The organism is Streptomyces filamentosus (assembly GCF_014654895.1).
Lineage (GTDB): Bacteria > Actinomycetota > Actinomycetes > Streptomycetales > Streptomycetaceae > Streptomyces > Streptomyces filamentosus.
On sequence record NZ_BNBE01000002.1, the window covers coordinates 1,628,621 to 1,641,007 of the forward strand.

The following is a 12,387-nucleotide window of genomic DNA, read 5'->3' on the forward strand; positions in this document are numbered from 1 at the left end:
GCGGCGGGCGGCACATGGTGCCGATCGACGTGCACCTGCTCGCGGTCCGGGACGGGGAGAGCGGCCCGGAGGTGCTGCTGTCGCGCCGCGCGGGCGGTGTCTACGCGTCGGGCATGTGGCACCTGCCGTCCGGGCACGTCGACGGGCCCTTCGAGGACGTCGTCACCGCCGTTGCCCGGGAGACGTCGGAGGAGACCGGCCTCGTCGTGGATCCCGCCGAGGTGCGTGCCGCGGTCACCGTCCACCACCGCGCGCCGGGCGGCAGCGCTCGGGTGGGGGTCCTGTTCGAGGTGCGGCGCTGGACCGGCACGCCGGAGATCAGGGAGAAGGCCGTGTGCGACGGGATGGGCTGGTTCGCGTTCGACGCGCTGCCGGAGCCGATGGTGGCCTACTGTCGCGCCGGGCTGGACGCTTACCGGGCCGGCATTGCGCTGGCCCTGCACTTCCAGGAGCCGGACGATCCGATCGCATACGACCCGGCGCGCGACCGGCTGCGCCACGTACGAGGGCCGGGGCCCGCCGCTTGCGAGCCGCCGCGGACGGTGCGGGACTTCGTCGAGCGGGCGGTCGGCCGGATCGCCACCTGGACTGACGCGGCCTGGGCGAGAGATAACAGCAACGCGTGGCAGGTGCGCGGGTCGGCGGGCGGCACGTGGTTCGTGAAGGCCCACCCGAGCGAGAAGTTCCACCGCCGTGAAGTGGCCGCCCTGCGCGGCTGGGTACCTCGTCTGGGCGGCGCCGGGCCGCGTCTCGTGGCCGCCGACCCGGAGCTGCGGGCGGTCGTCGTGACAGCGGTCGAGGGCCGCTCCCTGCACGGGGCGGTGCTGACCGGTGCCGAGGAACGCACGGTGTTCGAGTCGATCGGCGCGCTCACGGCCCGCATCCACGCCTGCCCCCTCCCCCTGGACGGCGCGGCGGACGGGATCGTGCCTGTGGGTCCGTACGACCGGATGGAACGCCATCTGGAGGCGGCACGGCCCCTGCTGGAGCCGGGCGACGAGGAACATGTCCGCGAGGCCGTCGCCGTGGCCCGGGGCTTCGGGCCGCTCGACCCGGTGGTGACCCACGGCGATCTGCAGCTGCGCAACCTCCTCCTCGGCGCCGACGGCACGGTGCGCGTCATCGACTTCGAACGCAGCGAACCCCAGCCCCGGGTCAGGGACTTCGCCCGCATCGTCGACCACTTCGACGGCCGGGACGACCTCGCCGCCGCGTTCTTCGCCGGCTACGGCCGCCCGCTGACCGGCGCGGAGGAAGCACACCTGGCCGCGGCCGCGGCCCTGGACTCGGTCTCCGGCATCTCCTTCGGAACGCGATCCGGGGATCCAGAGCTCGTCGAACGCGGCCGCCGCATCCTCGCCCGCCTGCGAGCGGGCACCACCTGGCCGTACGCCCGTCCCGGAGGAGCCTCATGACGCATCCCGTGCCCGGTCCGCCGACCGCCGCAGCAGCGACCGCGAGGGCGGCGACGCCGCACGACGCGGCCGAGATCGCCCGCCTGCGCTCCGACCTCATCCTCTCCGAGCCTCTCGACACCGCCTGGCTGGCCACCTGCCGCGATCAGATCGCCGCCCGCCTCCAGCCGGGCGGCGACGCCCGCGCCTGCGTGATCGACGCCCCGGCCGGCGGACTCGCCGCGTGCGCGCTCGCCTTCATCCACCCCGTCCTGCCCGCCCCGAATTACCCCCGCGGCCTGGCCGCCCGTATCCACGCCGTCGCCACCGAGCCCGCCCACCGGCACCAGGGCTTCGCCCGGGCCGCTCTCACCGCTCTGTTGAAGTGCCTGGAGGGCGAGGGCGTCACGCTTTACGAGCTGCACACGAGCGAGATGGCTGCACCCCTGTACGAACAGCTCGGCTTCCGGCGCGACCGCGCGCTGATGCGGATGACGAGGATTCCCCCGGCCCGTCCGCAGACCGCTTCATGAGCGCCCCGCCGCACCCGCCCCTGCCTGTGCGGCCCGAGCGGCCGCTGTCGGGCTGCCGCCGCTCCTGTCCCCACCGTCCTACGAGGAGAGATCTGTTGGAGTACGTTGAGCGTGCCGAGTGGGTGGAGCACTACAGCGACGGCAAGGGCTTCCGGCCGCTGGGGGACAAGGAGCGCCGGCTCCTGAGCGAACATGTCCCGGCTCCCGCAGAAGGCGGGCGGGCACTGGAGGTGGGCTGCGGGACCGGCGTTCTATCGGTGTTCCTGACGACGCTCGGCTACCGCGTGGACGCCGTCGACTACGCCGACAGCGCCATCACCCGCGCCCGGAAAGAGCACCCGGACACCGGCGAGGTGCGCTGGATCTGCATGGACATCGAGCGGGACGACCCGGCGGGCCTTCATCCGGGCGGTTACGACCTGGTCGTACTCCGCCTTGTGGTCCCCTTCCTCACGGAGCGCACATCGGTCCTGCGCCGTCTTGGTGAGCGGCTGCGCCCGGGCGGCGCGGTCGTCGTCATCACGCCGGTGGCCGAGCACACCCCGCCCGAGCGGCGGGGTATCGCGCTGGACGAGGACGAGATCAGTGCCCTGTCCGCGCTGTGGGAACAGGCAGAGCGGTTCGATGCCGACCAGCTCGCGTTCCTCCTCTGGCGCGGTGCGCGTCCTGCTGGCACCGGGACGACGGCCGCGGACCGGCAGCACCCGGGCGTGAGGTAACCCCGTGGACGAGCTGCTGAGGGACCCCCGCTTCGCCGTGGCCACATTCGTAGTGATCGACTTCGAAGGGCTCACCCCGGCGGGGCGGCCCGCCGAACCGATCGAGGTGGCCGCGCTGGCGCTGCGCCCCGCAGGGGGACGGCTGCAGGAGGTCGGACGGTTCGAGGAGCTGATGCGGCCGCCCGCCGACGTGCCGGTGACCGCCCGGGACGTCCGTCTCAAGGGCATCACGCGGACGATGCTCTCCGGGGCGGCCCCGGCCGCCGAGGTGATGGCCCGGCTCGACGCGTACCTGACCGCGCCGCCGTACCGCCTGGTCGCCCACCACGCGTCCACGGAGGCCGGGATCATCTCCCGGCAGGCAGCGCACTGTCCCGTGCTCGCCGCCACACCCCTGCTGGACACGCTGCGGCTGGCCAAGACCGTGATGCCCTCTCTCGGCTCCTACGGGTTGGACCACCTGCTCGCCTTCTACGGGATCCCCCAGCCCGCCGGCCGGCACCGGGCGATGCCGGACGTCGAGGCCACCGCCCAGGTTCTGGTGCGGCTGCTGCGGGACGGAGAGCGGGAGAGGCGATGGCGCACCCTGCTGGAGCTGGACATGGCGGCCGGCCTGCAGCCCCGGCGGCCGCCCTCCGCCCCTGGGGAAGAGCAGGCGTGCCTGTTCTGAACCAGGTCCTGCGAGAAGCCCGCGCCGATCTGCGGGCGCGGCCTCGGCTGACCGTCGTCGGCCGTAACACGCCCTGGCCTTCGTCCGTTGAGCGACACGACACGAAATTGAGGAACCGAGCATGAGCGCAGCGGTGTTCACGGCGCCGGCGGCGACGAAGGACGTCACGCGGATGCGGCACGCCTTGGCGGCCGCGGCTCGCGGCCTGCACGTCGTACCGGCCGGCCCGGAGGTGTGGGGCTGGCAGGGCCGCACTCTCGGGCGCCGTGCCGGAGCGAGCTGGCTGCGAGTCGTCTCCGTCCCGGCCGAGAAGGCCGGAGGGCGGCTGTGGGAAGGCACCGCCCTCGCGGACACCGTCCTGCCCCGTGCGATCCCGCGTCCCCGGCTCCGCAACCTCCTGGACTGGACGGACGGGCCGCACTCGTACCGGGCCGAGCTCACCGAACTCATCACCACCCCCGCTGTGACCGCGGGCAGTCCGGTCCTCGAGCACGACCCCGCCCTGCCGGATGCCTGGTGGCAGGAGCTGCGCGCGGCAACCCGCGCGCTCGCCGCGGTCCCGACCGGCCGTGAAGCGGTACGGCAGTCATGGGTCGACCGGAACTTCCGCACCTTCCTGGGCATCGACCCCATCCGCGTCAGTGACTTCACCACTGGGCACGCGGACCTGCACTGGGCGAACGTCACTTCCCCCACCTTGACCATCCTTGACTGGGAGGGGTGGGGCCGGATGCCGGTCGGCTACGATCCGGGCCTCCTGCACGCCTACTCCCTTCCCGTTCCTGCCGTCGCCGCGCGCGTGCGCCGGGAGTTCGCGCACGTTCTCGACACTCCCGTCGGCCGGGCTGGAGAGCTCGTCGCCCTCGGTCAGCTCCTCCAGGCATGCTCCCGAGGGGTTCATCCCCTCCTCGCCCCGTTCGTCGCCCGCCGGGCCGAGGAGCTCACCGGAGTCCCCGTTCCCCTGTAGGTTCCGCATTCTAATGGACACTGACCATGCGAGATGGACAGCGATTGGGCACTTTCGCCATTCCGTGGGCACTGGCTGCGGTGAGTAAATACGCTCGCTGGTATAGCCGTTCAGAAGACCCACCTTTCCCGCATAGGAGCGCTGTGAACAGCACCGACGAGTCCTTTGTCTACGTTATCGGCATCATGGACCTCGACCGCGAAGGCCCCATCGAAAAGGAACGAGTGAAGATCGGAAAAGCCGAGGACATTGACAAGCGGACCAAGACCTTCCAAACCGCGAGCCCTCACCCCATCGCCATCATTGCCACCTACCCCGGCGCCGAAGACCTGGAATACGCGCTCCATTCCTGGTTTCAGTCCCGCCGCATCGGTCTGCAACTCGACACTGGCCGCTATCGAGGCGAATGGTTCAATTTCAAAGACATCGATCCCCTGCCGCTGATCAACCACGCCGTCCACGTCATTCGAAGCCGCCACCTCGAATGGATCAGCGCCCCGGACCGTGAGAAGGCCAACCAGAAAGCCGCCCGCAGTACCAACCTCGCCACCAAGCGCATCCACAGCCTCGGAGACGAGCTCCAGCGGCTCCTCAACATGGGAACCAGGATCCAGGCCGAAGCGGACCTTGTCCTCGCCCTCGGATTCAGCCCTCAGAGCAAGGCAGATGAAGAACTGCGGGAGCTCGCCTTCACCGAACACGTCTACCTGATCAATCTCTTGGCCGAACGCGTCGAAACCTGCGCAGAAGACTTGCGCGCCACGCTCCGAGTAGCGAGGCAGGCCGGTGTCCTCGACCAAGACGATGCCAAAGCCGCTACCGATCGCACCGCCGAAATTACGAGCAGCAGCCCTGACCTGGTCACTCTCATCGAGGAGTGGCGGAATTGGACGCCTCCTGGCCTCACCGACTTCATGGACTGGTTCGCCCGACCGCCGCAGTGACCTCTCGACGACGCCCGCAAGACCGACAACCCTGAACTGGGCTCCGCCGCGGGTCCGACCGCCACCGTCGAGGACACCACTCTGCTGCCGAGGCCGACAACCGCTACACATGGTGAGCGCCATGACAGCCCGGCGGGGGCTTTTGCTCGCGATCTATCTACACAAATGGTGCTTATCACGCGCGGATTTCGGCGTTTTCGCAGGAGCCAGTGCTCACGAAGTTGCGCTCCCTGCCCCCCCCCCCGTTACCTTCTTCGTGGCTCCGCAATGGGGCTACCGGCCTTCGGGTCCGGCATGACTTCCCCCCCTTGTTGCGGTTGATGATCCGGGGGGTGGTGTCACCGGGCCCGGAGGCATCGACGGACCGCTGATGAGGGGCTTGAGCACCGGCTTCACCCGAGCTGGAAGAGCTCTCCGTAACGTGGATGTGGCAGCTCGGTGCCGTGGCAAGGCCGGACGAAAGCGTGATGGAGGGGCCTGCACGTGATCGACACCGGCGACATCGACGTCTTCCTCGGCCTGGACGTCGGCAAGGGCGAACACCACGCCACCGCCGTCACCCCGGCCGGCAAGAAGGCCTTCGACAAGCGCCTGCCCAACACCGAGCCCAAGCTCCGCGAGCTGTTCGCCAAGCTGAAGGCCAAGCACGGAACGGTGCTGGTCGTGGTCGACCAGCCGGCCTCGATCGGGGCTCTGCCGCTGGCGGTCGCGCGGGACATGGGCTGCCCCGTCGCCTACCTGCCCGGGCTGACGATGCGGCGGATCGCCGACCTCTACCCGGGCGAGGCCAAGACCGATGCGAAGGACGCGTTCATCATCGCGGACGCGGCCCGCGCGATGCCGCACACGCTGCGGGCGATCGACAGCGAGGACGAGACGATCGCCGAGCTGGAGATGATCGTCGGGTTCGACGACGACCTGGCCGGCGAGGCCACGAGGGTCGCGAACCGTCTCCACGGCCTGCTCACGCAGATCCATCCATCGCTGGAACGGGTCCTGGGACCGCGATTGCAGCACCCGGCTGTCCTCACCCTGCTGGAGCGGTTCGGTTCACCGGCCCAGATACGCAAGGCCGGACGGCGCCGGCTGGTGACGCTGCTGCGGCCGAAGGCGCCCAGGATGGCCGAGCGGCTGGTCGAGGACATCTTCGCCGCTCTGGACGAGCAGACCGTTACCGTTCCGGGGACCGAGGCGGCAGCGCTGATCGTCCCGAGCCTGGCCGGGTCCCTGGCCGCCGTCCTTGACCAGCGGAAACTGCTGGCCGCACGGATCGAAGAACTGCTGGAGGCCCACCCTCTTTCGAAGGTCCTGACGTCCATGCCCGGCATCGGCGTCAGGACCGGAGCCCGGATCTTGATCGAGGTCGGCGACGGCAGCACCTTCGCGACCGCCGGCCACCTTGCCGCCTACGCCGGTCTCGCACCCGCGACCCGCAGTTCCGGGTCCTCGATCCGCGGCGAACAGCCCTCCCGAAGAGGGAACAAGCAGCTCAAGAGGGCCTTCTTCCTCTCCGCATTCGCGGCCCTGGCCGACCCGGCATCGCGGGCCTACTACGACAAGAAGATCGCCCAAGGGAAGCACCACACGCAGGCCCTGCTCTGCCTCGCCCGACGGCGGGCAGACGTCCTCTTCGCGATGCTCCGCGACGGCACCTTCTACGAGCCCCGTCCGGTCACGGCAGTCGGCGGAGCCTAGGAGGAGGTCCCGTCTCCGCCCGGAAGGTGGGCAGCCACGTCATAGTTGGCGATCCGTCCCGCCAGTGCCCGCGGACTCACACCATGAGCGTTAACCCGGTCGGGGTCGGCACCAGCTTCCAGCAACAGCCGGATCGCCGCCCCCTCGCCCTGCGAACAGAACACCGCCCGCCACAACGGCGTATTGCCGTGGCCATCCACGGCATCGACCGACGCACCCGCGGCCAGGAGAACCTCGATGACCGATGGCGCCTGGGCCTGAGCCGCAAAATGCAGCGGCGTCCAGCCGGCGGCATCGGCTGCCTCATGGGCGGCGCCCCCGGCCAACAGCACCCTCAGGCCTTCAACGTCCCCGTCGACAGCCGCATAGTGCACTGCCGTCCGCCCCAACCGATCCCGATCCGTCATGCCGCCATCCTGACCCACGACCTTGACCAAAGAGATAGGGGCACCCCCCCCCGCACTGACCAGTGGCCTCTCGCCTGGTTTGGAGGAACCCGTGCCCCACCCGCGTATCGATGTCGTCGTTCTGACGATGAACGACCGCCCAGTTCAAGAGGCCGCCGCGCAGGCGACGCTCCTCGCGCAGAGCGACGTCGACATCCGGGTGGTCGTGGTCGGCAACGGCTGCCGACCCGAAGTCGTGCCGTCCGGCGCTCTCACGGTGTGCCTGCCCGAGAACGTCGGCATTCCCGGCGGCCGCAACGCCGGCGCCGACGCACTCCGCCAGGCGGGCGACCCTGCCGACTGGCTGTTCTTCCTCGACAACGACGCGTCCTTTCCCTGCCCCGACGTCCTGGCCCGGCTGGTCGCCGAGGCCGAGCAGCATCCGGAGGCCGCCTGGGTGCAGCCTCGGCTGACAGGACCGGACGACTCCACCACGCCGCGCCGCTGGGTGCCCCGGCTGCGCGCCTCGGACCCGGGGCGGCCGGGGCGGGTCACCTCGATGACTGAGGGTATCGTCATGGTCCGGCGCGACGCCTTCGACGCGGTGGGCGGCTGGGAGAGCTCCCTGTTTCTGTACCACGAGGGGGCCGACCTGGCCTGGCGGCTGTACGCGGCGGGCTGGAGCGGCTGGTACGCAGCCGGCATCCGCATGCACCACCCGCTCTCCACGCCGGCCCGCCACGCGCTGTACCACCGGCTCGCCGCCCGGAACCGGATCTGGATCGCCTACCGCAACCTCCCCGCCGCGCTCATCCCCCTCTACCTGAGCGTATGGACCACGATCACGCTGCTCCGGGCCGTACGCGGCGGCGGGCTGGGCGAGACGCTGCGCGGCATGCGTGAAGGCTGGACGACCCGGCGTACGCAGCCGCGCCGCCCGATGAGCTGGCGCACCGTCTACCGGCTCACCGCCGCAGGCCGGCCCCCCATCGTCTGACCTGCCCCCCACCCAGCTACTTCAAGGAGCCCGTCTCACCATGAATCAGTCGTCGCTGCCTTCCCTGTTAGGGGTGTTCGCGCACCCGGACGACGAAAGTCTCCTCGCCGGCGGGGTGCTCGCGCAGCACCACGCCGCCGGCGCTCGCACCGCCGTCGTCACCGCCACCTGGGCACCAGGCAGCCGCCGCGCCCCGGAGCTTGCGGCAGCCCTTGCCGTCCTGGGCGCCGGTGCCCCGCGGCTGCTCGGCTACGGTGACGCCCGAAATCCCGAGGCGGCGCCCGGTCAGCCCCGGCTCGTCGACGCGCCCCTCGACGAGGTCGTCGGCCGTCTCGTCACGCACCTGCGTTCCTTCAAACCGGCCGTCGTGGTGACGCATGACGCTGTCGGCCAGCTGACGGGCCACCCTGACCACGTCCGAACGCACCAGGTGACCCTGCTCGCCGTCGAAGCCGCTGCTCACGGCTGCCTGTACCCCGAGGCGGGGCCACCATGGGAGGTGTCCGCCCTGTACGCAGCCACCCACTCCAAGTCGGGCGTGGGGCTGCTAGGTCCGCTGCTGGAGCGGGTGGGCAAGAGCGTTCTCGCGGTCGACGACACGCTGGCGACCGCGCGCGTCGACGTCACGCCATGGGCCGACATCAAATGGGCCGCGGTTCTCGCTCACCGCGGTGAGGTCGCCCGCGAGCGGCCCCTGCCCGGCATCCTCGCCCGCCTGTCCGAAGCAGAGCGACGGCAGATCATCTGCCTCGAGCAGTTCACCCGGATCGGGTTCGGTCCCGCACCGACCGCCACAGACCAGCTCACGGCCTGAACCCGGTCCTCCCTCACCTCGACACGCCTCTCACCGACCGGAGACATGATGACGACAAGCACCGACGGCCAGCAGCCCGCGGAGAAGCTGACCGACGGGGCATACGGGGCACTGCGCGCGTCGGCAGCCTTGCGGGCCGGCACCTCTATCTTGATCACGAACGAGCAGGGCAAGGTCCTGGTACAGAAGGGGGGTGACTCCGACACCGGCTGCACGTACCACATCGGGCCGCGAGGAGGCTGTTCACCGGGAGCCGCGGAGCTCTATGCCTTGGTGCGCTGGTAGCAGGGCCGGCCCGTCTGCAGCTGCCCGATCAGATAGCGGACGCCCTGGTTGTCTCGGGGTTGGTTCTGGGCCGGGAGACGAACGAGCCTGGAATCGCAGCAGCGGGGTAATGGCCGCGATGCTGCACAGCGAACGCCCCGGGCCCGATGTCGGTGGGCTGGGCGATACTGGGCCGGTCCCCCGCCCCCGTCCCCCGAGCGAACATGGCCTCCCAGAAGAAAGTCCCGTCCCCGCTGCCCGACACCGTCTGGTACTCAGGGGGCAGGAGTGTGGTGAAGCAGTCGCCGCAGCTGATCGAGCAACGGTTGGACGAGCTGGTGTCCGCCGGGACGGTCGAGAGCTTCGTCCGCCACGACTACCACGACGTGAAGCGGCCGAGCCGCATGTTCGAGGCCCGGTGGCGCCCAGAGAAGGACGTGATCGTCCGCGCCCGCATGATGCTCACCGGGTTCGACGACGGTCCGCTCAGCACGTGGGAGATCATCGCCGAGGCGTCCAAGCCCTGGGACTGGTCGTGGCCCTCACCGGCGACGATGTTCTGGCCGAAGCCGAGCGACTTGTCCTGGGACCTCGCCGGAGCCCGCGCGCTGTTCCGCTACCGCACCGCGAACCCGGTGGACTCCGCGGCGTCGACGCGCGAGGCGGTCCGGGCCGCCCTGGACGCGCAGGCAGACATCCACGTGCTCACCATCGACGATGAACTGCAGGACCGCGATCGTCCGCTCATGCCTCTGGTGCGCTACCTGCCCGCCAGCTTCGTGGGACGGCTCGTCGAGCACCGCGTCGCGCCGTGGGCGCTGACTGCGGTCAACCGTGAGCTGAAGCCCCTCGGGCTCCGGCTCCCGCCCGCCGGCGCTCTCATCGTCCCCCAGCGGCCCCGCCCGGCGCAGATCCGCCCGGCAGACCTGGTGATCGCCGAGGCGCGCTTCAGTCTGGGGCGCCCGCAAGCGCTGATCGACGCCGTCATCCGCCACGCCCCCCTCCCGCGGCATGCCGGGCCAGATCTGCATCGGCACGTCTCGCTGCTGCGCGAGCAGTTCACCCTGACCACCGACCAGGAAGCCGTCGAAGACCTTGAGGAGGGCCTGGACGCCGCCGAGGCGCAGCTCGCCGCCGCCCTTCAGGCCCAGGAGAGACTGCGCGGGGAACTCGCCGAGACGTCCGCGCTGCTGCACGCGGCCCAGCAGGAGGTGCAGATCCACCGAACCCGGGAGACCGAGGCACTGGAAGCGGTGGAAGAGGCACGCGCGGCCCTCGCGGAAGCCCACGCCGCCCACGAGCAGCTGCTCACCACCGTCGCCACCAGCGATCTCGGGCAGGCGCTCCGCGATGCGGAAGCCCGCCGGGACGCCGCCGAGAGCGAGGCGGAGACGGCCGAGGATCTGCTCGACGAGCAGGCCCGCGAGATCGCCTGGCTGCGCTCGCAGCTCGCGGCCGCCGGCCAGCCGTCCGAAGGTCCGCCGCCGCAGGGCTCCCACCCGGCCACCTGGGAGGAGCTTGTCGAGCGAGCCGCGTCCGAGCTCGACCGCATCGTGCTCGGCGACGTGCTGGCGACCGTCCGGCCGCTGCGCGGCCACACAGCGGAGGCGACCTGGCGCCAGCGCACCTGGGAGGCCCTTCGCGCCCTGGACGCGTACGCCCGCGCGAAAACCGAGCACGGCCCCGAACTGCTGCCGCACCTGACCGCGTACCTGTCGTGGAAGGACGCGCCCGTCCCGCTGCCGCGCAGCCGGTACTCCGCGACCGAGTCGCAGCTGGTGCTCAACACCCCGAAGCTGCGCGAGGAGCGCATGCTGCCCGTTCCCCGTGAGGTTCATCCCTCCGGCCGCGTCCTCATGGCGGAGCACATCCGCATCGGATCCGGCAAACCCCCGGCCCCACGCCTCCACCTCTACGACAACACGTCAGGAAACGGGCGAATCTATGTCGGGCATATAGGCGAGCACCTCCGCAATTCCCGCACTAACTGAAGCCGAGTCGACTAGAGGGGCGGTCATCGTCCGGTGCGGTCACCGGCTCGTATAGCGGACGGTGTCGTCCAGGCGGGTGGTTAGGCCGTGTATCGAAAGTGGATCTTGGGCTGGGAATGATCACGGCTCATGGCGCGGGGAGATCTCACGGACGAGCAGTGGACAGCGCTCGAATCGTTGTTGCCGAAGGGCATGAAGGCGGGACGACCGCCCGTCTGGCCTCGGCGACAGTTGATCGACGGCATTCGGTTTCGGGTCCGTACCGGTGTCCCGTGGCGGGACATCCCCATCGAGTACGGACCATGGAACCGGGTCTACGATCTGTTCCGCCGATGGCAGCGGAACGGGACCTGGCACCGGATCCTCACCCGGCTCCAGTCCCTGGCCGATGCGAAAGGTGCGATCGTCTGGGACCTGAGCGTCGACTCCACGGTGTGCCGCGCCCATCAGCACGCGGCCGGGGCCCGCAAGCAGGGCGAGCTGCAACAAGAGCCACCTGGCGGCATGTTCACGGAGCCGCATGATCATGGGCTGGGACGTTCACGTGGCGGGTTCACCACCAAGTTGCACCTGGCCGTCGAACAAGGTTAGAAGCCCATGTCCATCGTGGTCACGGCCGGACAGCGCGGGGACTCGCCGCAGTTCGAACCCGTGCTGGAGAAGGTCCGAGTGCCCCGCATCGGACCAGGGCGACCACGTGTCCGTCCCCACCGCGTGCTCGCTGACAGGGCATACGCCTCCCGCAGGAACCGCGCCTACCTGCGCCGCCGCGGCATCCGCTGCACCATCCCGGACAAGACCGATCAGGCGCGCAACCGCCGAAAACTAGGCTCTCGCGGCGGCCGGCCACCACATTTCGACCCGGCCGACTACCGCAAGCGCCACGCGGTTGAGTGCGGGATCAATCGACTCAAGAGACATCGCGCTGTCGCCACGCGATACGACAAGCTCGCAGTCCGGTACGAGGCGACCGTGCTAATCGCAGCGATCAACGAATGGCTGTGATCATGGCT

Annotated in this window: 11 protein-coding genes and 1 pseudogene; 11 read left to right on the forward strand and 1 reads right to left on the reverse strand. The window is 70.3% G+C overall.

What is annotated here, in order from left to right; genetic code table 11:
• Window positions 1-14 precede the first annotated feature (14 nt).
• The 7 genes from IE326_RS26280 (at window position 15) to IE326_RS26310 (ending at window position 6,922) form a co-directional block, all read left to right on the forward strand.
• Window positions 15-1,415 (forward strand): phosphotransferase, encoded by a 1,401-nt coding sequence (locus IE326_RS26280; RefSeq protein WP_190043246.1) that lies wholly within the window; start codon window positions 15-17, stop codon window positions 1,413-1,415.
• Window positions 1,412-1,927 carry a GNAT family N-acetyltransferase gene (locus IE326_RS26285; RefSeq protein WP_190043247.1) on the forward strand — a complete coding sequence of 172 codons (516 nt, stop codon included), beginning with the start codon at window positions 1,412-1,414 and terminating at the stop codon, window positions 1,925-1,927. Before IE326_RS26280 ends, IE326_RS26285 begins: the two co-directional genes overlap by 4 nt.
• A gap of 95 nt (window positions 1,928-2,022) precedes the next feature.
• Window positions 2,023-2,646, forward strand: coding sequence for a class I SAM-dependent methyltransferase (locus IE326_RS26290; RefSeq protein WP_229915636.1), 624 nt, complete (start codon window positions 2,023-2,025; stop codon window positions 2,644-2,646).
• Window positions 2,647-2,650: 4 nt separating this feature from the next.
• Window positions 2,651-3,316: a 3'-5' exonuclease gene (locus IE326_RS26295; RefSeq protein WP_229915637.1), complete on the forward strand. Its 666-nt coding sequence runs from the start codon at window positions 2,651-2,653 to the stop codon at window positions 3,314-3,316.
• A gap of 121 nt (window positions 3,317-3,437) precedes the next feature.
• Window positions 3,438-4,283: a hypothetical protein gene (locus IE326_RS26300; RefSeq protein WP_190043249.1), complete on the forward strand. Its 846-nt coding sequence runs from the start codon at window positions 3,438-3,440 to the stop codon at window positions 4,281-4,283.
• Between the two features lie 143 nt (window positions 4,284-4,426).
• Window positions 4,427-5,227 carry a GIY-YIG nuclease family protein gene (locus IE326_RS26305; protein WP_190043250.1) on the forward strand — a complete coding sequence of 267 codons (801 nt, stop codon included), beginning with the start codon at window positions 4,427-4,429 and terminating at the stop codon, window positions 5,225-5,227.
• Between the two features lie 483 nt (window positions 5,228-5,710).
• On the forward strand, window positions 5,711-6,922 hold the full coding sequence (locus IE326_RS26310; RefSeq protein WP_373310186.1) for an IS110 family RNA-guided transposase: 1,212 nt from the start codon (window positions 5,711-5,713) through the stop codon (window positions 6,920-6,922).
• Here the strand turns inward: IE326_RS26310 and IE326_RS26315 are convergent.
• A complete protein-coding gene (locus IE326_RS26315; RefSeq protein WP_373310229.1) occupies window positions 6,919-7,347 on the reverse strand; it encodes an ankyrin repeat domain-containing protein in 429 nt (142 codons plus the stop codon). The genes IE326_RS26310 and IE326_RS26315 overlap by 4 nt on opposite strands.
• A 73-nt stretch (window positions 7,348-7,420) precedes the next feature.
• Between IE326_RS26315 and IE326_RS26320 the strand changes: the two genes are divergently transcribed.
• From IE326_RS26320 to IE326_RS26335, 4 genes and pseudogenes are all read left to right on the forward strand, one after another.
• Window positions 7,421-8,305 (forward strand): glycosyltransferase family 2 protein, encoded by an 885-nt coding sequence (locus IE326_RS26320; RefSeq protein ID WP_308440341.1) that lies wholly within the window; start codon window positions 7,421-7,423, stop codon window positions 8,303-8,305.
• Window positions 8,306-8,345: 40 nt separating this feature from the next.
• On the forward strand, window positions 8,346-9,119 hold the full coding sequence (locus IE326_RS26325) for a PIG-L deacetylase family protein (RefSeq protein WP_190043251.1): 774 nt from the start codon (window positions 8,346-8,348) through the stop codon (window positions 9,117-9,119).
• Between the two features lie 557 nt (window positions 9,120-9,676).
• A complete protein-coding gene (locus IE326_RS26330; protein ID WP_229915638.1) occupies window positions 9,677-11,374 on the forward strand; it encodes a hypothetical protein in 1,698 nt (565 codons plus the stop codon).
• A gap of 129 nt (window positions 11,375-11,503) precedes the next feature.
• Window positions 11,504-12,379 (forward strand): annotated as a pseudogene (locus tag IE326_RS26335) (IS5 family transposase).
• The last annotated feature ends 8 nt before the right edge of the window (window positions 12,380-12,387 follow it).

What these genes read in the sequence shown, in the direction of transcription:
- IE326_RS26280 (WP_190043246.1), top strand. Translation starts at nt 15, where the DNA reads ATGGTGCCGATCGACGTGCACCTGCTCGCGGTCCGGGACGGGGAGAGC.
- IE326_RS26285 (WP_190043247.1), top strand. Translation starts at nt 1,412, where the DNA reads ATGACGCATCCCGTGCCCGGTCCGCCGACCGCCGCAGCAGCGACCGCG.
- IE326_RS26300 (WP_190043249.1), top strand. Translation starts at nt 3,438, where the DNA reads ATGAGCGCAGCGGTGTTCACGGCGCCGGCGGCGACGAAGGACGTCACG.
- IE326_RS26325 (WP_190043251.1), top strand. Translation starts at nt 8,346, where the DNA reads ATGAATCAGTCGTCGCTGCCTTCCCTGTTAGGGGTGTTCGCGCACCCG.